We start from the raw sequence: 26,332 nt of genomic DNA, 5'->3' as shown, positions 1-26,332 counted from the left end.
TAATTTTATCATCAAGTAGTTTATTTCTGTTAGTTTTATAGATTTTTAGAATAATGAAAAGTGAACCGTACCATAAATAGGTGCGGTTTCTGATTATTTAAATAAATATAGTAGACTTAAATTTACTATCTATTTAATAGAAATTTTTTGATTTAAAATGTATAATATTTCTATAGTAGTAATAAGGAGTAAAGTATGAAGAATGTTATTATAAAAAATTTTTTAAAACAATTTAAAGAAAAATTTGAGATAGAAGAGAATGATGAAGCGCTAGTATTTGAACAATTTATAAATTACTGTATATTAAATAATCATATTATAGATTCAGAAAAGAATTTTAATGAAATGGATACTGGGACTGCAAAAGCTATAGATGGTGTAGCTATATTAATAAATAATAAAATGATATTAAATGAGGAAGATTTAATGCAGTTAATAGCTAATAAAACTGTATTATCAGTAGATTTTATATTTGTACAAACTAAGTCAGCAGATCATTTTGATGATAAAGAAGTTAATTACTTTTTTAAATACATAAAAAAATTCATAGAGGAAGAAGAGTGTTCTATTAAAGAGTTAGAAAAATTTTGGGAAATCAAAAACATAATATATGAAAATTCTCACTTATTTAGAAAAGGAAATCCGAATTGTATTATGTATTATGCAAATTGTTCAAGTACAACTGAGTTAAGTTCAGATTTAAAAGAAACTATTGAAGAAGGAAAACGAGCAATAGAAAATACAAGTTTAATTTCAGAAAAATTAGAATTTATTCCTTTAGGGATTAAAGAAATTCAAAAGTTGTATAGGAAAATAGATGCAGATTTAGAGGCACAGTTTAATTTCCATAAACACGTTACTTTTTCATATGATGATGATAAAATAACATCAGCATATTTTGGAATAGTGGATATACGAGAGTATGTAAAGTTATTACTAGACTCAGAAACAAAAGGAATAAAAAATGTTTTTGAGGATAATATAAGGGATTATTTAGGGGTAGAAAATAATGATGTTAACAGAAATATGAAAGAAAGACTACTAGGAGAAGAATCACAACTTTTTGGTATTTTAAATAATGGTGTTACAATTGTTGCAGATGAAATTAAACCTGTTGGAGAGAAATTTAATCTTATCAATTATCAAGTCGTTAATGGATGTCAAACTAGTAACGTAATTTTTGAAAATATTGGAGATTTAGAGGATAAAAATATAGCTATTCCATTAAAAATAATAGCTACGAAAGATGAAGCTACAAAAAATGAAATAATTAAATCTACTAATAGTCAGACTGGATTAAAGCCAGAACAATTAGATGCACTTAATAGTTTTCATAGAATGCTAGAAGATTTTTATTATTCAAAAAATAATTTGATAAAAGGAAATAAAAATAAGATAAAGTTATATTATGAAAGAAGATTGAATCAATATAGAAATGAAGATATTCCTCAGACAAAAATTATAAATATATCTAAACAAATCAAGTCGGTTGCATCTATGTTTTTAGATAATCCACATGGTGTATCAGGTCATTATGGTACAGTTATTAAAAAAGTTAAAGATAATATTTTTAAAGAGAATGATAAGCCGGAGGTATATTATGTAAGTGCCTTATTGTTATATTATGTAGAGTCATTCTTTAGAAAAAATAGAGAATATAAATCGATGTCTCGAATGAAATGGCATATTTTAATGACAATAAAACATATGCATGAAAAAAAAGATTTTTCGGATAAATTAAATAGTAAAGAAGTTGTTAAGCTTTGTAAATCTATTGAAAAAGAATTAAGTAATGAAGAGTCAGCTAATATGTTAATAATGAATGCTATAAATATAATAAATGATATGATTAAGGAAAAAGACTTAGATATAAATGATAGGAAAATTTTTGAAAGAAAAGAAACCACAGAATACTTAAAGGAGTTTCTCTTTAAGATAGAAAGTTTTCAATTAAGAATTAGTCTTTAAAAAAGTAATTTAGATGTAAATGTATTGGAGATAAAAAATCTACATATTGGAATATTATAAAATTAGTTGTTAGATATTATAATATTAAACGGTAAGATAAAGAAATAAGTTATGTGAACACAAAAAGATAATCTAAAAATATTAATTTAAATAATTTTATATGAGGAGATAAAACTTATGTAATATGTATTTAATGTTATAGAAAAGAATGAAGATATTTATAAGTTTGGAGCGAAAATTATACTAAATGACGAAATAATATTTCAAAATATATTGACAGTTAAATATGATAAAAATGAAGAAATGGTTTATTTGAACTTAATGAAAATTAATGGGTTAATAAGGGATAAGTCTATTAGAGCTTATTTTATTAATAATCTAAAAAGCTTTATTAAAAGTTATTAATAATAAATAAATTAATTTGAAGATTAAGAGAAAATAATAGTTATTTGAGTGTCATATATAGTCTAGATAGAAATAATAATTCTAAATTATTTGAAATATTTTAGTAGTAAAGAAAAACCTCACTTAATATTGATATGAAGAACCATACCATAAATAAGTATGGTTTTTACTAAAATTGGATAATGAAAAAGTAGTTATAAGTAATTAAGCTGTTGTAAAATAACAACTTGATATATTTATTTAAAATGGAATAATACGTAATAATAAAAATATTAACTAATAAATAAATGTATTATATATGAATTAATAATTTTTCTGATAATATATAGATAAATGGGAATTTGATGAAATAATGGAGAGTACATAAATGGTTTTATTAGTCGTTGATACACAAAAATTATTAGTAAATAGTAAATTATATAATTTTGAAAATTTTATTACAAATATTAGGGAATTAATTAATACATCAAGAAAAAATAACATTGAAGTATTATATGTAATACATGATGATGGAGTAGAAAGTGATTTAACAAAAGGAAAAGATGGATTTGAAGTTTACGAAGAATTTAAGCCTATGGAACAAGAAAAAGTGTTTGTAAAAAATGTAAATAGTTCATTTAGAGGAACTGGTTTGTTAGAATATTTAAGAGAAAAGGGTGAAAAAGATATAATTGTTGTTGGACTTCAAACTGATAAATGTATTGATGCTACCATAAAGTGTGGTTTTGAACATGGATTTAATATGATTGTACCAAGCTATGCTAACTCAACTGTTGATAATGAGTTCTTTAGTGGAGAGCAAAGTTATAAGTATTATAATGAATTTATGTGGAATGATAGATATGCTAAATGTATTTCTATTAATACGGTATTTAATATGTTGGAACGCTAAATAGAGTATATTTAATGAATAATTTTAATCTATTACAAAATAAATCTAAAATATAAATATATATTATAGTTAAGAATAATATATTTAATAAGATATTACTTACAATAAACTTCTATGTGTAATTAGATTACATATAGAAGTTTTTATATTTTAGGGAGGATTAATGATGTAGTAAAAGAAGGACAAGTACCTATTAAGGGTATTCCTTCTTCTTTTATGTTGAGAAATGTTGGGTTAAAGGTATTAAATTTATATATTGTGTTATAGAGGAATAGTAGCAATGAAAAGATTATAATATTTAGGTTCGTATATTGGGTATATAGTATAATTTTATTATACATATGTAATATGTAAATTTTAATTTGTATAGAGAATAGTTAAGAAATTAATTATTTGAGAAGGAGTAAAAGATGGATTATAAATATTATGAACGCAAAATTAATGATGTAATATTGAAATGTCCTATCGAGGCTGGGGTTGAGATACTTGTTTATAATGTGATTGATAGTACCATAAAATCAGACAAGCTGTCACTTGTAGATATTAACCGTCTTCGTAAAGATAGAGATGAAAGATTAACAACGGATGCAGGTATTCCAGATATGGCAGTTTTATCTGAAGATTTTAAGTATCGTATGGATATTGGAAAAGTATATGGTTTTATAGAAGTAAAAGCAACAAATAAGTCTCTTTCTGAAACAATTCAAGTAGAAGAACAGAAAAAAGGGATTTCACATTATTTGTACACAAATGGATTAGTTTGGAAGTATTTTAAAGATGGAAATTATAAATGGGAAGTAATATTGGCATATTCAGAAAGTAAAGAATGCAGAACAGCTCACTCACAAGCTATATCTATAAATAAGAATAGATTTAATACACTTATAGATAAACTAGAAGATATTAATTGGGTATAATAAATAGATTTAAGGTTTTATCAAATTTAACTAATAGTTGAATTTGATAAAACCTTATTTAATACCAATACAGAGACCGTACCATAAATAACTGAGATTTTTGCTAAAATTATAAATAAAAATATGGTTATAAGATATTAAGATTAGTACTTAATTTTTATTTTCTAGCGATTTTTCAGTAGTGGTTATAGCTGACAAAGAAGTTTCTAGGTTAGTACTAATCTTTAAATTACATATTAAGTGGGTAAAATATTTAAATTTTGCTTATATTTTATAATATAAAAGAGCTATTATTTTAATATTTTATCCTTTAGTGACGGAGTTGTGACGTATTTTTGACGGAGTTGAAACCTGAGTTTTTCTAGTGATATCAATGGTTTTGACGGAAGTGACGGACTTTTTCCTTTTCTGTAGTATACAGAAAAAAATAAAAAAATATATAGATAAAAAAATATATAGTATACATGTATACATAGAAATAGAAAAAAGTCCGTCAAAGTCCGTCATAGGTCCTTCTAAGTAAGTTATATCAAGGGTTTAAGGCATGTGACGGATTTATAAAAGTCTGGTACAAGTCTGTCACAATACTTTTAGAGATTAAATTTACATGGGCTAAGCAGTAAAAAAGATTCTATTTATGATAGAATTTTCTTATTAAGAAGAGAATCCTATGAATAATGTAAAATTTATTTTTGGAGATAATTTTGTTATTCTTTATTAGGATAAGTTAGAAATATCATAGGAGAGTAAGGGGATTGGTGGAATGAAAAATAATGATTCAAAGATAAGTAAATACATAAGTTTAATACTAAGACATAAGCCAGAAGAAATAGGATTAAAACTAGATGAGCATGGATATTTAGGTGTATTAGATTTGATAGAGGGGCTAAATAAGTCCTATGAAGGATTTAGCATGGATGATTTAGAAAGAATAGTTAGAGAAGATTCAAAGGGTAGATATTCTTTCAATGAGGATAAGAGCAAAATAAGAGCTAATCAAGGTCATTCAATTAAAGTAGATCTAGGCTTAGAGCCTATTAAGCCACCAAAGGTTCTATATCATGGTACTGGAAGAAAATATTTAGAGTCAATTTTGAAAAATGGACTTATAAAGAAGGAAAGAAATTATGTTCATTTATCAAAGGATATAGAAACTGCAAGTATTGTTGGAAAAAGACATGGTGATTTAGTTATTTTAGAAGTAGATTCAGAGAGTATGTTTAATGATGGAATTAAGTTTTATTTATCTAAAAATAATGTATGGCTTTGTAATTATGTTCCAAAAAAATATATTAAGGAATTAAATTTAGAGGAAGTTTTTTAAGGATATTTTAAATTTAAAATATAAAATTAGCGTTAAAACCTTGATAAAACCCTATATTAAAAGTATAAAAAAATCAAAATTTATTTATTAAATTAATAAAATATATATGCAAAATATATTGTTTTAAAAATAAAAACTTAATATAATTAACAAATAATATTTGCTGTAAAAAATGTTTTTTGACAGTTTTTTTAAAATACTGTAACATACAAATACAAATTGAAAATTAAGTGTTAAAAAGTAATGAATTTTAAGAAATAATTAGTAAATATTAAAATGTTATAGAAACGTTGATGTATATTCTGTATTTGGGCATCTGGAATATGCTGAGTTAGTGATGCAACCGACTATATTTATAAAAAGTTATAAATATAGTCGGTTTTTTATTTTCCATTTTTTAAGAGAGGAGGGCTTATTTTATGAAGAATAGTAAAAATTTCAATATATTTACCTTATGGTCAGTTGTTATTTCTATGATAGTAATTATGATCTTCCCTGGAAGCATTGTTTTAGGAGAAGAATCAAAATCAGTTCAAAATGATGGGGCTGTTGAAATTACAAGCACTACTTTTGAGAGTAATACTGTGGCTAAAGACATAAGCAATAATTTAAGAATTGACTATAAGATTTTGAATAAAGATAAGCTTAAAGATGGTGATAAAATTGTTATCAGTTTGCCAGATATATTTAAAGACATAGAGCCTAAATGTCCTGATCAGCATTTTAAGGATTTTGATGTTAAGGATGGAGTGGTAACTTTAACCTTTAATGAAAATGTAGAAAAAGCTGTAACAGGATATATGATTATAAGATTTGTGGGAAATAGCAATATTAGAAAGGGAGTAAGTTACCCAATTAGTATTGATTTAAATGGAAAGCCAAGCACTGTTTATATAACAGGAGAAGAATATTCCCATCCTAGTTCTGGTGGACAATACCCTCTTATGTATAAGACTGCTGATTTACCAACAGCTGCTACAGATAAGGAGCAAGGAAGAGAGTATTATGGAGAGATAGTAGACAGGAATAAACCTATAAAATATTTTGTGGAAATAAATTTAGGTGATGGAGTAAATCCAAATACAAGAAGTTATTTAAGTAATGCTGATTTTTTTGATAATATTCCAAAGGGCATGGCTTTAGATGTAAATAGTATATGCATAAAAAGAATGGGTTACTATGATGAAAGAAGTAGTGATGTTACCAAGGACTTTTGGGAGAGTAATAGAATAAAGGCTGATACCAAACATTTAGAAATAAATTTTGGTGACATAAGATATGAGAGATATACAGTTATTTATGAAACTCGTATTACTTCTACTGAAAGTGGATATTTAAATGATGCTAAATTATATTATGATGATGATAAAGAGTTGCCTTCAAAGCATTATTCAAAGTTATCAAAGGATGCAGGAGCATTAAATGTTTATAAATATGTTGATAAGACAAAAGTTAAAAATAATCCTAATGACCAAAAAATTAAATATGATATTAAGTTTGATTCCTATGGATACTTTTTTAAGGATACTTTAAATATTATTGATAAATTAGATCCTAGACTAAGTGATATTAAGATTACGGCTACAGATCAATTTATAACTGATTTTGATGAAAACACAAAGGAATTAGTTATTAAAAATAGTAATGGAGATATAGATGCTAAAAAGCCAGCATATATCACCATAGAAGCAAGTATGAAAAATGTAGGGCCAGGGGAAGTAGTAAAAAATATTGCATATGTAAATGGAAATCCAACTAATGAGGTTTCAACTAGAAAGAATCCTATAGTGGAATTTATTCTATCTGCTGAGTATGATGATCCAAGCTTACTTGAAGGAGCAGTTTTTAAGTTAACAACTAAAGAAGGGGAAACTGTTAGGGATATTTACAATGAAGAAATAAAAACGTTTACATTTGAAAATGGAGAGCCTGTAAGCTTTGAATTACCTGATGGAGTGTACAATTTAGAACAAATAAAAGCGCCAGAGGGATATGAGCTAAACAAAACTCCTATTCAGTTTATTGTAAATGAGGATAGTAAGGTGGTTAAGGTGCCATGGGAAGGAAATCCTATAAAGACTACTGTAAACTTAGCAATACATAAAATAAATGAAAAGGGAGTGCCTATTTTAGGTGCTAACTTTAAACTATTTAAAGAGGAAAATCCAAAAAAACCAATAAAATTTGCTTATAATAAAAATTTAAAAGTTTATGAATTAGATCCAATGGGGGGCGGAAAGTTAATACCATCAAAAGATGGTGCCTCTTTTAAAATCAACAATTTGCCTTATGGAAAATACATATTAAAAGAGGTTAAGGCTCCTAAGGGATATAAATTAAGTGATGATATTTATATAACTCTAGATTTTGAAGAAAGTTTTTATAGAGTTGGAAAAGAAGGTAAAAAAATAATTTTAAATAAAAATACAGAAACAAATACATATGATATTTCAGTTGAAAATGTTCCAAGAATAATACTACCTGAAACAGGGGGCAGTGGAACTTCTAAGTTTTCATTCATTGGAATTACACTTTTAGCAGCTGTATTAAGCCTAGTTAGTACTACAGAATTTGTTTTAAAAGAAAGGGAGAATTAATAAATGAAAAATAATATATTAAAAAAGTTTAGTTTTATAATGGTGTTTATATTTGTTTTTATTACAACATCAATACCTGTATTTGCGGCTACGCCATCAATTTCTAAAGATGCTCCTATTAAGGGAAGTATCACAATATCAAAAAAAGGTGCTACCTTTACTGCATATAAGTTATTAGATGCAACTAAAAGTGGGGATGCATATGAATACTCAGTAAATAGTGATTTAAAAGACTTCTTTAATAATTCTAATTATGGTTCTTATAGCCAAGAATCAATTCAAAAATTAAATGGAGAAGAAGTAAAAGAGTTTGCTGTTAACTTACATAAATATATTCTTGATAACAAAAAGAGTGGACAAGAACTTACAGATGGACAAAAAAATACTGTTGACTTAGGTTATTACCTAGTTACAGAAACTTCAAGTGATTCAGAGGGGGCAGCAGTTGCTTCAACACCTATAATAGTTTCAGTTCCTCAAGTTTCAGGAGATTCATGGAATTATGATGTAACTATTAATCCAAAGGATAACACTCCTATATTAGAAAAAAACATAGTTAAAGAGAATCAAAGAGTTAAAACTTCATCTGAGAATATTGGAGATGTTGTTAAATACGAAGTAAAAGCTTCTATACCAGTTTATCAAAAGAATGCACAGAATATAATGTACAAATTTACTGACACTATGAGCAAGGGATTAACATATGATGAGAAAACTGGCTTTAAGGTGACTTCAGGAGATAAAGTTTTTGCTAAGGATACAGATTATACTGTAGATGTAAAAAAACAAGAAGATGGATCAACAGTTATTACAATAAACTTTGTATATGAGAATATAAAAGCTTATGCAGAGACTGGAATAACTTTAAATTACCAAGCTACATTAAATAAGGATGCAGTTATTAGTAATAAAGAAAACTTAGGAAATACTAACAACATACAATTAGACTATACAAATAACCCACATGTTAAGGATAGTTATAAAAAATTAACTGATAAGGTTACTACTTATACTTTTGGATTTGGAATTACAAAGGTTGATTCAGAGCTTAATTCTAAGCTTTTACAAGGTGCTGAGTTTTCAGTAAAAGATGCAGGTGGAAAGACTGTAGCTAAATATACATATGATGAAAAAGGACAAGTGGTTTCTTTAAGTGGAAATGGGGTAACTAACTCAAAGGGAATTACAACATTTGTAGGCTTAAAAGAAGGAAAGTACCTTATTACAGAGGAAGTAGCTCCATCTGGATATAGCTTATTAAAAAATCCAGTAGAAGTGACAATTACAGCTAATAAAGATGAGTCTGGAAATTACACAGGAGCTGCAACTATAGAAATTTCTAATGGAAATAAAGCAGGACAAATAATAAATGATATTTCAGAGAATGATGGAAATATATTATTTAATGTTCAAATAGAAAACCACGCTGGATTTTCTCTTCCATCAACAGGGGGATTAGGAAATACAGGATTTATAAAAATAGCTATTATCTTATTAAGTATAGTTTGTGTTTTAGCTATCTTAGGACTTGGCTACACTAAATTTGAAAATAGCAGAAAAACTAAGAACTAAACTTAAAAATTAAATACAGAGTATATAAATAAAAACTTCTTTTTAATTTAAATTATAAAAAGAAGTTTTTTTATGACATGAGGATTTTCGTCTTTTAGGTTAATTAAACTTTAGGAGGTGAGTTGGTGCATATCAAAATAACCTATAATTAATGAACTTTGATATAGCACTAGATTTTTTGAAAAGGCTAAAAAGAATATATTTTTCTATTTTAATTTTGATTACACTTATTGCTCTAGGATTTTTGTTATACCCTAGTTTTTCTAATTACATAAATAATAAATTTGCAGTTTCTACAATTTCTGATTATACAGAGAAGATAAATAATGTTAAGGATGAAGAAGTTGATGATTTAATAAAAAATATTAATAAGTATAATTATGATTTATTTAATGGAACTGCTGAGAATGAATTGCCAGATTGCTTAAATATTCATGAAGGGGATGTCTTAGGGTACATAGAAATTCCTAGTATAAATATTAAATTACCTATATACTATGGAACTTCAGTTGATATTTTAAAAAAAGGCGTTGGAGTTTTAGAGGGGACATCACTTCCTGTAGGAGGGGAAAATACTCATTCAGTTTTATCAGCTCATACTGGATTAGCCAATCAAAAGCTCTTTACTGATATAGACAAGCTAAAAGATGGAGATGTTTTTTATTTACACATTTTAAAAAAGGATCTTGCTTATAAAGTGAATCAAATAAAAGTTATTCACCCAGATGAAATTGATGAACTAAAAATATCAGATGACAAGGACTATGTAACTTTACTAACTTGTTATCCTTATGGAATTAATACTGAACGTTTATTAGTAAGGGGAGAGAGAACTGATTTAAGTCCAAGTAATGTAGAGCAGGTTCAAAAGGAAATAAGCACTTTTAATCATTCAAATGAAAATTTAATACTAATAGTTATAATATTAATTTCAGTACTAATAATTATTTTCTTATTGTTTTTAATTATGAAATTTAAAGGGAAAAATAAGAGTAGATAACTATGCACTTAAGAACACAATTATTCCTTTAAGAGTATAATATATAAAAAATTAAATTGGAGAATATTATGATATCTAGAGAAAAATATGTTACCTCATCATTAGAATTACATCTTTTTTTTATGAGGGTTATGAAAGAACATGCCATATTTTTAGAGGCAGGACTAGGACCTAAAAATTCAAAACTCGCTAAGGAACTTGATAAGTGCAAGGGAAATCTTGAAAAACTTTTATTTGATGTAGTTAAACTAAGTAAGGGAAGGGTTAGACAATCCATAGTAGATTCAGGAGAAGTCTTTACAGATTATACTTTAGAGACAGAAAAGAAAACAGAGCATTATACAGGAATTAATATTAATTCTAAAATAACAACAATGGAAAAAGATTTAATGTGTGCTCCTAAAAAGGGTATTGATTCTAAAGTGGCAAGCTGTGTAAAAGATATTAACAATAAGGCTATTAAATTAATAGATGAATTAATAGATCTTAAGATGAAAATTTTAGATGATGTATTATGTTGCAAGATTTTCACAAGTAATTATCCATCACTTGTTGAACATACCATAGAAGAAGCTAAATTATATCGTTCATATATAGATGATATTGAGTGCAATAGAGATATAGATGAGGTGAATATTAGCAAGACAGAAGCTTTTTGGAATGAAATTATGATGGAACATTCACTGTTTATAAGAGGGTTACTAGATCCAAGTGAATATGAATTAATAAATACTGCTCATGAGTTTGCCTTTGAGTTTAATGAATTAATTCAACAACTAAATAATGTTACCAATGTGACAATAGATAATGTTACTCATGAAACCTTAAAGGAAACAACTAGGTTAAGAGATTTTAAGGAAGAGGGTACAAAGGGAATAATGAACTGCAATATAAAATCCTTAATTTTACCACTTCTTTCTGATCATGTTTTAAGGGAGGCAAATCATTATATAAGAATATTAAGATGCTATGAAAAGTAGATTTGATTTTTTATAGTAAAATTTTATGATTTAAAGAATTTAAAGTTTTTTATATATTTAAATAAAATTATTAGAAGATGTATCAAAAGTTAAAATAAAACTTACAGTAATATTGAGCTATAGGGTTCTATAAATATTTTTGTAGGTTTTATTAAAAGATATTTTGATATATCTTCTTTTTTTTATGATAATTTACTATTAAATAAGAATGTAATGTAAATTTAAGATTATTATAATATATAAGTTTAAGATTATGGGTTATAATGTATGTAAAAAATTGCAAGTGATTTACATAAAAAAGAGTTAATATGGTTAAATTTAGATTATATATAATTTTAATTAATATTAACTTTAGACAGTAATTTTATTTTAAATAGTTCTTTGTTTTAGAAAATAATAGATAGAATAAATACTTATTTAAAATAGAATTAAAAATTAGTTAAGGAGGAAAATTTAAGATTTAAGTTTATTTATGAAGAAGAAGAGTTTAATAATTTTAAGTATAATAGTTTTAATATTTGTATGTATAACTCTTTATTTAACTAGAGAGCATATAATGGTTTTTTATAAATTAATTACTAATGGTGAAGTTGTAAAGAGTTATCTTGAAAGGTTTGGTCCTTGGGCAGCAGTAATATTTTTTGTATTTCAAATATTACAGGTTGTTATATTCTTTATTCCAGGAGAGGTTATACAAGCTGCTGGGGGATATATATTTGGTGCCTTAGGAGGGACTTTACTTTCATTTTTCGGCATAGCAGTTGGATCTGCAATATTATTTTACATATGTCAAAAGTTCGGAAAGAAGCTAGTACAAAGATTTGTACCTAAGGATATGTATGATAAATTAGAAAAGATTTTAAATAGCCCTAAGTTTAAGCTTATATTGGTAATACTATTCTTTTTACCAGGGGCACCTAAGGATTCACTTATTATGGTTTGTGCCTTAAGTAACATAACAATAGGACACTTTATAATATTCTCTATGATAGGAAGAATACCAGCCTTAGTTGCATCCTCTTTTATGGGAGCAAACTTAGCAGAGGGTAATATTGTAGGAGTAATAATTATTGGTGTAATAGCCTTAATAGCTTGTGCTTTAGGGGTTATATTCAGAAAAGATGTCTTTAAGTACATGGAAAAACTTTAATATTTTATTTAAATGGAGATTTATAAAAATTCATATATAAAATTTATAATTTTGTATAAGAGTTTTTAAATAACTCCATTTTTTTTATTTAGAACTAGAATTTTATGATAATATGTTCAATGGAAAGGCTTCAGAGGTCTTTAATATAAGTGCTGAGTAGAAGTTATTTTAAGAAAAAGTCTATTTAAGGTTTTATAGTTAATTTAGAATATAAGCAAGGTAAGGGGGAGGTATTATGAGATATTCTGTAGAAGGTGTTTGCCAGAAGTTTAAAAGTGGAGAGGAACTAGAGTTTTTATTTTTCTGGGGACATACAAAAAATAAAAATGAAAAAATAACTAAGGCTTGTTTTAGCCAATGGTATCTTTCTGATTTTACAGTTAATGGAGTTTTATATAACTGTGCAGAGAAGTATATGATGGCTGAAAAGGCAAGGTTATTTAAGGATTATGAAACCTTAGAAGAAATATTATCTGTTGAAAATCAAAAAGAAATAAAAGACTTAGGAAGAAAGATTAAAAACTTCAATGAAGAGCTTTGGAATAGAGAAAAATATGAAATTGTTAAGAGTGGAAATTTAGCTAAGTTTTCTCAAGATGAAAATCTTAAGGAGTTTTTATTAAGCACAGGAGATAAAATAATAGTTGAAGCAAGTCCATATGACTCTATTTGGGGAATAGGAATGGGTGCAAAGGATGAGAATATAGAAGACCCTACAGCTTGGAAGGGAGAAAATCTCTTAGGTTTTGCTCTTATGGAAGTAAGAGACTTGCTAAATACAATGTAAAAATCTTTAAAGAAAAAATTTTAATATGTTTCTTTTATTAAAATTTAGATAGTGTATTTTAAAATTATGAAAATATATTAATTTTAAAAAGGGCATGTATCAAAACAATTTTCAATAGAAATTACAAATTCTTATAGAGGTTTAAGGACTCTCTAAATATTTTTGTGATTTTTCTTATTGTTTTTATATAGCCCTTTTTCTTTTATGCTTCAAATTTAGTTTTTTCTATTTCATTTAGTATTTTAACTATATTACCTAAGTCATATTGTACTGCTAAATTTGAAAATATATAAATATTATTATAGTTTTTTGGTATGTAATTAGGATCGAAGTTTGTAATTACAAGATCATAATTTTCTTTTTTATATTCATCATAAACTTCCACGATAACATCAAATTTTCTTCTTAAAAATTTTCTTAAATAGTCAATAGTGGTGTTAAGAATCAAACTATCTATTCTAGATAAAATACCTATAGTAAGGGAATGTTTGGACACTCCATTAAGATAATTTAAGGTTAATATTATGCAAAGTTTAAAGTAATCTGGGTCAAAGGAGTATTTTACCTTATATAAAGAGTTAATTTTTAATAATAAGTCATTAACAAATTTTTCTCTAGAATCACTTGTGAATTCATTTAAATAATAATTTGTAACAATTTTATTGTTTGAATAAAAAATTCCCTTAAAGAAGTAACTTTTAAAGCATAAACTTAGTAAATGCAATTTCACTTCATTATTGAAGTTATTAGGGTGAGTGGTATATAAGTTACTCATTTCCTCAGTCATTAAAGAGAAAATCTTAAAGGGAGTACTTTCATTAACTGTAGAAAATTCTTTAATAACTTCATATGGGATTATATTAAAACTTAAAATAAAGCAAAGAGTAGAGTATGCTAAGTATGTACTAGAGGACTTACTTAAGGAATCTTTTTCAAAGAAATTTTTAAGCTCTATAAAAATTTCAGTGTTTTCTAATATGCTTAAATTCTTTTTGGTGAATTCATCCTTAAAGAAATCTTCAACAAAAAATTTTTTTCTTATCATTAAGATTTTTAACCAAGTATATAAGGGATACTTTTCACTAATTTTTAAGGTGATATTAAAAGTTTTTTCAATTACTTCAGTTATGTTGTGATTAGCTGATACTACAGAAGATATATCTATTCTGTTATTCCAAAATAATAAATAATAAAAATAAGATATTTGAAGTTGAGAACCTGTAAGTTCATAGTTCTTAATAGATATATCAAACTCTTTAAGGAGTGAATTACATTCTAATATTTTTCTGTTTAAAGTTGCTAAACTTATATTAAAGTAATTACAAATTTGTATTCCAGTAAATTTCTTGGTGTGCTTAATAAAGAAAAATTTTAAAAGTTTATATTTAAGAGAACTTTCTATGTAGTAAGTTGTTAAAGAATGAAGACTTACTCCAGTTTCATACTTTAAAAAAATAAAGTCCTTTGAAGAGGATATTTTTACTTTTGATTTATAATATTTATTTAATAAGTATTCAATTTTCTTTAAGTGAGTTTTTAAAGTTGGCAATGATATATTTAAATCGGAGCATAAATCATTTTTATTAATCTTCCCGTTATTTACATATACTTTTTTAAAAATGTTATATTGAATTTTTTCAGATGTTTCTAATAAATCTTCTTTAAACATGTTTAAACCTTTCCATTTAGAATTTGCTTAATATATTACTTACAAATTTTTATAAATAGATAAAATATTTTTTATTAAAATATGTAAATGTTACATCTAAAATATAACTTAAAAAAATTAGCATTTCAACTAAAATCAAGAAAGTTTTATCTCTTAAGGGTTTTTATGAGTTATAAAATTAGTTGAAAATATATAAAATTATTTTAAGATTAACTCTCAATTTTTCAGAAAGTAAAAAAAAGTTGAGATTAATATATTAGAAAAATGAAGTATTATTAATACATAATTAGTTTCATTAAATATATGCGTAAGGGAATACTGGGTAAGATTTAAAATTAGCTTAATATGAAGTGCTTAGAAAGTATTTTAAATCAGGTATTAATTACAAATTAAAACTGAAAAAAACTGGTTTTTATTTATGTAAAAATCAGTTTTTTTTGTTTTTTATTAAAAAATGTTTGATTTTTTTGAAAATTAGTATAAAATATAAAATAACTTTAATAATTTATACATAAACTTTTAAAGAATATTTATAAATTAATATTGTTATATATGAAAAGCAAATAATTAGGGTAAGTTTAAAAATTTAATAGGTAATAATAAATTTTATTATAAATCAATCAGTAAACGTTTAAAGGAAAAGTTTTTTTAAAAACTAAGGAGGAAAATTTATGCAAGTTTTAATTGGGGCAGGACTTTTATTAATAGTTTTAGGATTGTTTACCTTATTTAGTTATAAGGCACCACATGGAATGAAGGCTATGGGAGCATTGGCAGGGGCAGCTTGTGCAAGCTTTTTAGTTGAGGCATTTCACTCATCATTCTTTGGAAATGTTCTAAATATAGAGTTTTTAAAGAAGGTTGGAGATGCTAATGGAAGCTTAGGAGGAGTTGCAGCAGCAATTCTTGTACCTTTAGCTTTAGGAGTTTCACCAGTTTATTCAGTTTTAATAGGACTATCATGTTCAGGATTAGGAATATTACCAGGATTTATAGCAGGTTATTTAATGTCATTTGTGGTTAAATTCTTAGAAGAAAAATTACCAAGTGGTTTAGATTTAATTGTAATAATAGTTGTGGCTACGCCTCTTACAAGAATAATAGGTGATTTTACAGCACCAGTAGTTGATTCTACTTTATTAAAAATAGGACAGGTTTTAATAGCTTCAGCAAACTCTAATCCAATAACAATGGGAATAATACTTGGAGGAATTATAACTGTAGTTGCTACGGCACCTTTAAGTTCAATGGCTTTAACAGCTATGCTTGGACTAACAGGAGCACCAATGGCAATAGGAGCATTATCAGTTTTTGGTTCATCTTTCTTAAATTTTGTTTTATTCCAAAAAATGAAGTTTGGAAGCAAAAAAGATACAATATCAGTTGCCATAGAGCCATTAACGCAGGCGGATATAATAACAGCTAACCCTATTCCTATTTATGTAACTAATTTTATTGGTGGCGCTTTATGTGGGATTATAATAGTTTTAATGGGACTTACTAATATGTCTCCAGGGACAGCTACCCCTATTGCTGGTTTTGCTGTAATGTTTGCATATAACCCAGCATTTAAGGTATTAATGGCTTCTCTAGCTTGTGTAGTTGTAAGTGCAGGTAGTGGATACCTAGGGTATTTATTATTTAAAAACTACAAAATACATACAGTAGATGAGATACGTGGAAATGATTTAGAGGTAGAATAATTAAAAATATAATATTAGGGATGTATCAAAATAACTTTATATATTTTGGTGCACCCCTTTTTTAATTTAAAATTTATAAACTTAGTAAAAAAATAAAATTTAAAATCTTTCTTATTAATAAAAATAACAAAAAAATTTGAAGTTTTTTTTAATTAATAGAAAAAATTTTAGTGGATTCAAATTCCATAAATGGAACTCATGTTATAATTGGAATCCCAGTTATTCACGATTAAAGCCCAGTTCTGCACAAAGTATTGAATGAGCTTATTTCCTCTGATATATTAAGGGTACTTATTACAAATGAATATTAAGTGAATATTTTCTGAACTTGATTTTAACTTTAGAGAGAGTTTAGGGAAAAGAAAAAATTAGAGTTTATTTAAGCTATGTTTACTCAAAAAATAATGTTCTTAAGATAATCTTAACTCTTAAGATTTACTAAAAAGTTAAATGAAAATGTTTACTTGGAGTTCAAAATAATAAGTCTTTTAAACCCTATTAAGTTTTTAAAACTTAAAAGCAGTATAAAGTTTTTAGGATTTATGAGCTTAATAAATTAGGGGAAAAATAAAAAAAAAGGGGGATTTATATTATGATAAGATTTAAGAAAACAAAATTAATAGCAAGTATTGCAATGGCTTTATGTCTGTTTTCTCAACCAGTAATTAGTTTCTCAAAGGATATAACAGATAAAAATCAAAGTATTGATTCTGGAATATCAAGCTTAAGTTACAATAGAAATGAAGTTTTAGCTAGTAATGGAGATAAAATTGAAAGTTTTGTTCCAAAGGAAGGTAAAAAGACTGGTAATAAATTTATAGTTGTAGAACGTCAAAAAAGATCCCTTACAACATCACCAGTAGATATATCAATAATTGATTCTGTAAATGACCGTACATATCCAGGAGCATTACAACTTGCAGATAAAGCATTTGTGGAAAATAGACCTACAATCTTAATGGTAAAAAGAAAGCCTATTAACATTAATATAGATTTACCAGGATTAAAGGGTGAAAATAGCATAAAGGTTGATGATCCAACCTATGGAAAAGTTTCTGGAGCAATTGATGAATTAGTATCTAAGTGGAATGACAAGTATTCATCTACACATACTTTACCAGCAAGAACTCAATATTCAGAATCTATGGTTTATAGTAAATCACAAATATCAAGTGCCCTTAATGTTAATGCTAAAGTCCTTGAAAACTCACTTGGAGTAGACTTTAATGCAGTAGCAAACAATGAGAAAAAAGTTATGATTTTAGCATATAAACAAATATTCTATACAGTAAGTGCAGACTTACCTAAGAATCCATCAGATCTTTTTGATGACAGTGTTACATTTAATGATTTAAAACAAAAGGGAGTAAGTAATGAAGCACCTCCACTTATGGTTTCAAATGTAGCTTATGGAAGAACAATATATGTTAAGTTAGAAACTACTTCTAGTAGTAAAGATGTACAAGCTGCTTTCAAAGCTCTTATAAAGAACACTGATATAAAAAATAGTCAACAATATAAAGATATTTATGAAAATAGTTCCTTCACAGCAGTAGTTTTAGGAGGAGATGCACAAGAACATAACAAAGTTGTAACTAAGGACTTTGATGAAATAAGAAAAGTAATTAAAGACAATGCAACTTTTAGCACAAAAAACCCAGCATATCCAATATCTTATACTAGTGTTTTCTTAAAAGATAACTCAGTTGCTGCTGTTCACAATAAAACAGATTATATAGAAACAACTTCTACAGAATATTCTAAGGGAAAAATAAACTTAGATCATAGTGGAGCCTATGTTGCACAGTTTGAAGTAGCCTGGGATGAAGTTTCATATGATAAAGAAGGAAATGAAGTTTTAACTCATAAAACATGGGATGGAAATTATCAAGATAAAACAGCTCACTATTCAACAGTAATACCTCTTGAAGCCAATGCAAGAAATATAAGAATAAAGGCAAGAGAGTGTACAGGTCTTGCTTGGGAATGGTGGAGAGATGTTATAAGTGAATATGATGTTCCATTAACAAATAATATAAATGTTTCAATATGGGGAACTACTTTATACCCTGGATCTAGTATTACTTACAATTAAACTAAAGTAAAAAACTGATTTTAGCTAGGCTAAAATCAGTTTTTTATTTCATATTTTAGAGTTATAATAAAGTAAATATTAGATTTGTTTTGGACATCACTATACAATAAATTTGGTTTACATGTATTAGATTCATATGAATTAAAAAAGTGTTTATGAAGCCGAGTTTAATAAAATTTTTATTGGAGGAATTAAAATGAAATTAGCTGAGGCATTGATTTTAAGAGCAGATTTACAAAAAGAATTAATGAGTTTAAAAAATAGAATAAATCAAAACTTACTAGTTCAAGAAGGTGAGAAACCCTCTGAGAACCCATATACACTATATGATGAGATACTGTTAAAAGTAAGTGAATTAGAGGGGTTAATTCTAAAGATTAATAAAACTAATAGTAATTACATAACTAGTAATAATGAAAGTATTTCTGATTTGATTGTAAAAAGAGATATGCTTGGAAAGAAGATAAGCATATTAAAAGAAATAGCTGAAGAAGCTACAGTAAAAGTAAATAGATACTCTCAAACTGAAATAAAAATATTTTCTGCAATGAAGGTAGATCAATTACAGAGAGAGATAAATAAATATTCTAAGGAATATAGAGAACTAGACACTAAGTTACAAGGTTTAAACTGGACAATAGATTTAATGGAATAAAAGTATCTAAATTATAAAGTTAATTATTCCTAGTTTAAACTAGATAATAGATTAATTAAATAGATGTTTAAATGTTGGTAGCTTTTATTAAGGAGGTCATAAATCCTAACCTGGGGAAAAAGGTGATTATACATGTATCTAGGAGCAGATACTTATTTTATAATTTATGCTCAAACAAGTTACATGGGTACTATTTAAGAATTACAATTTACAACCATATGACTATTAATAATAAGCGAGGATGGGGTAAGGGGATACAATTTAAAGAAGATAGAGTTATGATTCATTAAGGAAATTATAGCTCTATTTTTTTATTTTAAATTACAAAGTTATTTTAATTAAAGTAAATAAAAGCTAATTAAAGTTAATACATATCTTTTTATATAATTCTATTCTAAAAATTTAATTTTAACTTATTTTAGCTTACTAATAATTTCTAAAATTAAATGTAGAAAAATACTTTTTAAAGAATTTTCTTCTTTAGTTATAGCAAATACTTAATAAGTAAAAATTTTAGTAATCGTTTAATGGGCTATACTTCTACATAAACTCTTCAAAAACAATTAATTATAAAGTTTCTTCAAAATTATTTTCCAATAAAATCAAAAAAATATAAATTATAATAAATTATTAAGGATAATAATAAATAAAAAACTAAATTTCAATATAATTCACAGAAAATCAAGTTTAACCCCTAATAAATAATAAAGAGTAAATTTTAACTAAAAAACTTAAAGAAATAAAAGAGGTTTTTCATCTAATTATTAATAAGTTAATTTATTTAGAAAATAATGATAAAATATTAAAAAATAACAATGTTTTTATGCAATATATCAATAAAGAGAGCTTTTTATAAATATTATGCATAATACTTAATGTTAAAAATATTTTAACTAAGGATGATTTAGTAAAATAATTTAGTAAAATTATAGTTTTTTTACTAAATATTCAAATTTTGTACATTAACATTTCCACAAAAAATGATATTATAATGTCAGAAAACGTTTCCTAAGGAAACTTTATACTTAAAATATGAAATATGAGGGGGATTTTTAAGATGAGTGAGAGAAAAAGGTCGCTTAGTTCAGGGGCTTTAATGCTTATGACATTTACGGCGGTATTTTCATTCGGAAACATAATTGATAGTAGTGTAAATATTGGACTAGCTACAATACCATCATACATATTTGGTACAGTATTTTACTTTTTACCATTTGCTTTGATGATTGGTGAGTTTGCTTCAGCTAGTTCAGATTCTGAATCAGGTATAAATAGTTGGATAAAGAAATCTTTAGGGGCAAGATGGGCTTTCTTAGGATCATGGTCTTATTTCTTTGTTAACTTGTTCTTCTTTACTTCACTATTACCTAAAATATTAATTTATGCATCTTATACCTTTGTTGGTAGAAACGTATTTGATGGAAAAACAGTATTAATTTCTGTTATATCAATAGTATTATTCTGGGCAGTAACTATAATTTCTACTAAGGGTGTATCTTGGATTTCAAAAATAACAAGTATATCTGGTGTAGCTAGAATAATTTTAGGTTTAGGATTCATAGTATTATCTTTCGGAGTTATTTTATTCTTAGGAAAAGCTCCAGCTCAAGAATTCACAGCAGAAACTATTATGCCTAAGTTTAACTGGTCATATTTCATGGTTTTAGCTTGGATTTTACAAGCAGTAGGTGGTGCTGAAAGTATAGGTGTATATATTAAAGACGTAAAGGGTGGAAATAAAACATTCATAAGAACAATGGTAATTTCAACTGCTATAGTTGGTGGTTTATATGCACTTGGAGCTGTTTCAGTAGGTTTAGTTGTACCTTCAGAAGTATTACAAGGTAATTTCTCAAATGGTTTATTTGATGCCTTTGCAATATTAGGTGCAAACTATGGAGTAGGTAACATAATAACTAACATAGTTGGATTCATAATGATGCTTGCTTCTTTAGGTTCATTAGTTTTATGGACTGCAGCACCTGTTAAAGTATTATTCTCTGAAATTCCTGAAGGAATCTTTGGTAAATGGATTGCTAAAACAGATAAAAAAGGAACTCCTGTAAATGCTTTATATGTACAAGCTGTAATAGTAACAGTATTACTATTAGTACCAGCTTTAGGAATAGGTTCAGTTGATAGCTTACTTGAAATGTTAATAAACATGACTGCTTCAACTTCATTAATTCCAGTATTATTCTTCTTAGTTGGATACATTGTATTAAGAGCTAAGAAAGACGATATGGAAAGATCATTTAAAGTTGGATCTAAAAACTTTGGAATAGCAATTGGAGTATTATTACTTGCTTTATTCGTATTCGTATTTGTAATATCTTCAATTCCAGCTCCTCAAGACTTTGCAGCTTACTTTAATGGAACATTAGCAGAAGGAGCAACAAATCCTGTATTCGTACTTTTATACAATGTATTAGGATTAATATTCTTCTTAGGTTTTGCTGAAATCTGCTGGAGAAAATATGAAAAGAAAGTTGGAAAAGCTGTAGCTAATGAATGGGATCAAGAAGAGATTTCAGAAATAGCTTAATTAAAGTAATGACAAAATTATAAAAGACATCAATTAAGGAATAAGCTATAAAAATATAGCTTATTCCTATAACTATAAATTTATTTAGAAATACACAATTTACTTTATAGATTAATAAGAGAAAAAATGATTAACTTGGTAAGATGGAGGGATTATTTTGAAAAATTATGGACCAATAAGTTCTAAAGTAACAAAAATGCTTCATGGAGCAGATTACAACCCAGAGCAATGGATTGATATGCCTAACATATGGGGAGAAGATGTTAGATTAATGAAGCTTTCTCATACAAATGTTGTAGCTGTAGGCATATTCTCATGGACAATGTTAGAGCCAGAGGAAGGTAAGTTTAACTTTGAATGGTTAGATGAAATCATGGATTTAATGCACAAGAATGGAAACTATGTAATACTTGCTACACCAAGTGGAGCTAAACCAATATGGATGGCTCATAAGTATCCAGAAACTTTAAGAGTTGCTCCAAACAGAGTAAGAAACTTATATGGAGAGCGTCATAACCATTGCTATACATCTCCTATATATAGAGAAAAAATTGCTATAATAGACAGATTATTAGCTGAAAGATATAAAGATCACCCAGCTTTAATCTTATGGCATATTTCAAATGAGTTTGAAGGTCAATGTTACTGTCCTTTATGTGAAGAAGCTTTTAGAGATTTCTTAAGAGAGAAATATGATAATGATATAAATAAATTAAATAAAGCTTGGTGGACTAAGTTCTGGAGCCATACATATGCTTCCTTTGATGAAATAGAAGCACCAGCTCCTCATGGAGAACCAGCTCTTCATGGATTAAACTTAGATTGGATGAGATTTGTTACTCACCAAACTTTAGATTACTACAAGCATGAAAGAAGCATATTAAAGGAAATCACACCAGATATCCCTGTAACTACTAACTTCCATGATTATATTTCATTATTCAGAGGAATAGATTACTGGAAATTTGCTCCTTACTTAGATGTTGTATCATGGGATAACTATCCTTACTGGCATGGTGAAAGAACAGATGACCATGAAGGTAGTAGAATTGGATTTGTTCATGACTTAAATAGAGCTATTTTAAATGGTAAGCCATTTATGATGATGGAAAGTTCACCAAGTTCAACAAACTGGCAACCAGTTGCAAAACTTAGACGTCCAGGAATGCACGTTTTATCTTCTCTTCAAGCTGTAGCACATGGTTCAGATACAGTTCAATATTTCCAATGGAGAAAGAGTAGAGGATCATCAGAAAAGTTCCATGGAGCTGTTGTTGATCACTGTGGACATGAAAATACAAGAGTATTTAGAGATGTAACTAAGGTTGGAGAAATTCTATCAAAACTTGATGACGTAATAGGAACTTCTGTAGAGCCACAAGTAGCTGTTATTTACGATTGGGAAAATTATTGGGCAATAAATGATGCTCAAGGTCCTAGAATAGAGCAAAAGGATTACTTTGAAACTTGTCAAAAGCACTATAAAGCTTTCTGGGATATGTCAATTCCAACAGATGTTATAAACATGGATTGTGATTTCTCAAAATATAAGGTGGTTGTAGCACCAATGCTTTATATGGTAAGACCAGGTGTTGGAGAAAGATTAGAGGAATTCGTAAATAATGGAGGAACTTTAGTAACAACTTACTGGAGTGGTATTGTTGATGAGAATGATCTTTGCTTCTTAGGAGGATTCCCTGGCCCATTAAAGAAAGTTACAGGAATCTGGGCTGAAGAGCTAGATGCACTTTATGATGAAGATGTAAACTATGTTTCTATTGAAGAGGGAAATAGCTTAGGAATGAAAGGTGAATATGAAGCTAGAATATTCTGTGACTTAATTCACTCAGAAGGAGCTGAAGTTCTTGCAACATACAAAACAGATTTCTACAAAGGAATGCCAGCTTTAACTTGTAACAACTTTGGAGAGGGACAAGCTTACTATATAGCATTTAGAAATAATGATGAGTTCTTATCAGATTTCTACTCAAGCTTAGCTAAGAAGTTAACTTTAAAGAGAGCTATAGAAATTGACTTACCAAAGGGAATTAATGCTCAAGTTCGTATGGATGAAAAGAATGAGTTTGTATTCTTTATGAACTTCTCATCAGAGGAAAAAACAATAGACATTAAAGATCTTGATTTAACAGATATGGTAACTGGTGAAAAGGTAACTAAGGAAATGGAAATAGAACCTTATGGAGTTAGAATAGTTAGAAGAAAATAAAATAGATATTAACGTATAAATAAGATTTATAGTTAGTTTAATAGATTAATAAGAAAAAAGTAATGCTGAATACTTTTAGTCAAAATTGAATTTTTTATATGAGACAGGTAAGTGAAAACTTACCTGTCTTTATTTTATCAATAGTTTTTTTAAGAAGAGATTAAACTAAAAAATTATAACTTTTATTATTTATTAAGATAAGAATTTATAGAAAAAGTAAGAAGAATTTGAAATATTTATATTAAATTTAAGGGTGAATTTAGTATAAAAAGGGCTTAATATTAAAATTTTTTAAAAATATTATTCATCAAATATACATCATATATTCAATAAAAATTGATTATTAGTATTAATTGCAATATATGGGTTTTACAAAATTTGCTTGATTAACCGGTTTATTAAATAGTATTTTTTCTGAATAAAAATAAAAAGTTATATACAATAATTCCCATTTTATGGTTTGTAATCGTTTTGTTGAGGGTGTATAACATAGGTGTGGGACGGACAAGGACCTACAAAGTTATAAAAGTTAAAAGGAGGAAGGGTATATTATGAGAGATGACAGAGCATTAAATGTTACTTCTGAAATAGGAAGATTAAAAACAGTTCTATTACATAGACCTGGAGAAGAAATTGAAAACTTAACACCAGATCTATTAGATAGACTACTATTTGATGACATTCCATACTTAAAAGTTGCAAGAGAAGAACATGACGCTTTTGCACAAACTTTAAGAGAAGCAGGAGTAGAAGTGCTTTATTTAGAAGTTCTTGCTGCTGAGGCAATAGAAACTAGTGATGAGGTTAAACAACAATTTATAAGTGAATTTATTGATGAGGCTGGAGTTGAAAGTGAAAGATTAAAAGAAGCATTAATAGAATACTTCAACTCATTTAGTAATAATAAAGCAATGGTTGATAAGATGATGGCTGGGGTAAGAAAGGAAGAACTTAAGGATTACCACAGAGAATCATTATATGACCAAGTAAATAATGTATATCCATTTGTATGTGATCCAATGCCAAATCTTTATTTTACAAGAGATCCATTTGCAACAATTGGACATGGTATTACATTAAACCACATGAGAACAGATACAAGAAATAGAGAAACAATATTTGCTAAATACATATTTAGACATCATCCAAGATTTGAAGGAAAGGATATTCCATTCTGGTTTAATAGAAATGATAAAACTTCTCTTGAAGGTGGAGATGAATTAATACTTTCAAAAGAAATTTTAGCAGTTGGTATATCACAAAGAACTGATTCAGCATCAGTTGAAAAATTAGCTAAAAAGTTACTTTACTATCCAGATACAAGTTTTAAAACTGTATTAGCATTTAAAATACCAGTATCAAGAGCATTTATGCATTTAGATACAGTATTTACTCAAGTAGATTATGATAAATTTACAGTTCACCCTGGTATAGTAGGACCTTTAGAAGTTTATGCATTAACTAAAGATCCAGAAAATGATGGACAACTACTTGTAACAGAAGAAGTTGATACTTTAGAAAATATATTAAAGAAATATCTAGATAGAGATATTAAATTAATAAAATGTGGTGGCGGAGATGAAATAATAGCTGCTAGAGAACAATGGAATGATGGTTCAAATACACTTGCTATTGCTCCTGGAGAAGTTGTAGTTTACTCAAGAAACTATGTAACTAATGAAATATTAGAAAAAGAAGGAATAAAATTACACGTTATACCTTCATCTGAATTATCAAGAGGTAGAGGGGGCCCTAGATGTATGTCAATGCCTCTAATAAGAGAAGATTTATAAAATAACATTTAACTAGTAATTTACTATTAGAAATTTAAAAAAAGTTAATATTC

The 26,332-nt window shown here is 26.9% G+C and carries 17 protein-coding genes and 1 riboswitch; of the genes, 16 read left to right on the top strand and 1 reads right to left on the bottom strand.

Going from position 1 to position 26,332, the window contains the following annotated elements:
* The first annotated feature begins 195 nt into the window (after positions 1–195).
* The 10 genes from I6G60_RS00795 (at position 196) to I6G60_RS00750 (ending at position 13,592) form a co-directional block, all read left to right on the top strand.
* A complete protein-coding gene (locus I6G60_RS00795) occupies positions 196–1,968 on the top strand; it encodes an AIPR family protein (RefSeq protein WP_197925524.1) in 1,773 nt (590 codons plus the stop codon).
* 772 nt (positions 1,969–2,740) lie between these two features.
* Entirely contained in the window at positions 2,741–3,265 is a 525-nt protein-coding gene (locus tag I6G60_RS00790) for a cysteine hydrolase family protein (protein WP_096071754.1), read from the top strand.
* A 452-nt stretch (positions 3,266–3,717) separates the two neighbouring features.
* Positions 3,718–4,182, top strand: coding sequence for a hypothetical protein (locus tag I6G60_RS00785; protein WP_124231059.1), 465 nt, complete (start codon positions 3,718–3,720; stop codon positions 4,180–4,182).
* Positions 4,183–4,945: 763 nt separating this feature from the next.
* Entirely contained in the window at positions 4,946–5,506 is a 561-nt protein-coding gene (locus tag I6G60_RS00780; protein WP_011590083.1) for an RNA 2'-phosphotransferase, read from the top strand.
* Positions 5,507–5,780: 274 nt separating this feature from the next.
* A riboswitch (cyclic di-GMP riboswitch) is annotated at positions 5,781–5,864 on the top strand.
* Between the two features lie 61 nt (positions 5,865–5,925).
* Positions 5,926–8,103, top strand: a complete 2,178-nt coding sequence (locus I6G60_RS00775; RefSeq protein WP_110078034.1) for a SpaA isopeptide-forming pilin-related protein — start codon at positions 5,926–5,928, stop codon at positions 8,101–8,103.
* A 3-nt stretch (positions 8,104–8,106) separates the two neighbouring features.
* Positions 8,107–9,675: a SpaH/EbpB family LPXTG-anchored major pilin gene (locus I6G60_RS00770; RefSeq protein ID WP_003457584.1), complete on the top strand. Its 1,569-nt coding sequence runs from the start codon at positions 8,107–8,109 to the stop codon at positions 9,673–9,675.
* Between the two features lie 244 nt (positions 9,676–9,919).
* Entirely contained in the window at positions 9,920–10,675 is a 756-nt protein-coding gene (locus I6G60_RS00765) for a class C sortase (protein ID WP_236901813.1), read from the top strand.
* Positions 10,676–10,743: 68 nt separating this feature from the next.
* Positions 10,744–11,655, top strand: coding sequence for a DUF2935 domain-containing protein (locus tag I6G60_RS00760; protein ID WP_003457567.1), 912 nt, complete (start codon positions 10,744–10,746; stop codon positions 11,653–11,655).
* Between the two features lie 472 nt (positions 11,656–12,127).
* Complete coding sequence (locus I6G60_RS00755) at positions 12,128–12,805, top strand: TVP38/TMEM64 family protein (protein WP_003452651.1); 678 nt, start codon at positions 12,128–12,130, stop codon at positions 12,803–12,805.
* Between the two features lie 235 nt (positions 12,806–13,040).
* Positions 13,041–13,592 carry an NADAR family protein gene (locus I6G60_RS00750; RefSeq protein WP_057258238.1) on the top strand — a complete coding sequence of 184 codons (552 nt, stop codon included), beginning with the start codon at positions 13,041–13,043 and terminating at the stop codon, positions 13,590–13,592.
* A gap of 202 nt (positions 13,593–13,794) precedes the next feature.
* On the opposite strand, the gene I6G60_RS00745 is transcribed toward I6G60_RS00750, so the two are convergent.
* Positions 13,795–15,261 (bottom strand): helix-turn-helix domain-containing protein, encoded by a 1,467-nt coding sequence (locus tag I6G60_RS00745; protein ID WP_057258239.1) that lies wholly within the window; start codon positions 15,259–15,261, stop codon positions 13,795–13,797.
* Positions 15,262–15,932: 671 nt separating this feature from the next.
* Here I6G60_RS00745 and I6G60_RS00740 point away from each other — a divergent pair.
* From I6G60_RS00740 to arcA, 6 genes are all read left to right on the top strand, one after another.
* A complete protein-coding gene (locus I6G60_RS00740) occupies positions 15,933–16,964 on the top strand; it encodes a PTS sugar transporter subunit IIC (RefSeq protein ID WP_003471996.1) in 1,032 nt (343 codons plus the stop codon).
* 592 nt (positions 16,965–17,556) lie between these two features.
* Entirely contained in the window at positions 17,557–19,059 is a 1,503-nt protein-coding gene (gene pfoA, locus I6G60_RS00735) for a cholesterol-dependent cytolysin perfringolysin O (RefSeq protein ID WP_003479450.1), read from the top strand.
* A 196-nt stretch (positions 19,060–19,255) separates the two neighbouring features.
* Complete coding sequence (locus I6G60_RS00730) at positions 19,256–19,714, top strand: DIP1984 family protein (RefSeq protein ID WP_003452597.1); 459 nt, start codon at positions 19,256–19,258, stop codon at positions 19,712–19,714.
* A 1,057-nt stretch (positions 19,715–20,771) separates the two neighbouring features.
* Positions 20,772–22,259 (top strand): amino acid permease, encoded by a 1,488-nt coding sequence (locus tag I6G60_RS00725; protein ID WP_096071748.1) that lies wholly within the window; start codon positions 20,772–20,774, stop codon positions 22,257–22,259.
* Positions 22,260–22,416: 157 nt separating this feature from the next.
* Entirely contained in the window at positions 22,417–24,486 is a 2,070-nt protein-coding gene (locus tag I6G60_RS00720; RefSeq protein ID WP_003457456.1) for a beta-galactosidase, read from the top strand.
* Positions 24,487–25,037: 551 nt separating this feature from the next.
* Positions 25,038–26,279, top strand: a complete 1,242-nt coding sequence (arcA, locus tag I6G60_RS00715; protein WP_110077542.1) for an arginine deiminase — start codon at positions 25,038–25,040, stop codon at positions 26,277–26,279.
* The last annotated feature ends 53 nt before the right edge of the window (positions 26,280–26,332 follow it).

It is taken from the genome of Clostridium perfringens, from assembly GCF_016027375.1.
In the GTDB taxonomy this organism is placed as follows: Bacteria; Bacillota; Clostridia; order Clostridiales; family Clostridiaceae; genus Sarcina; species Sarcina perfringens.
The sequence above is the reverse complement of the archived record's forward strand: the minus strand, read 5'-3'. Positions and strand labels throughout refer to the sequence as shown.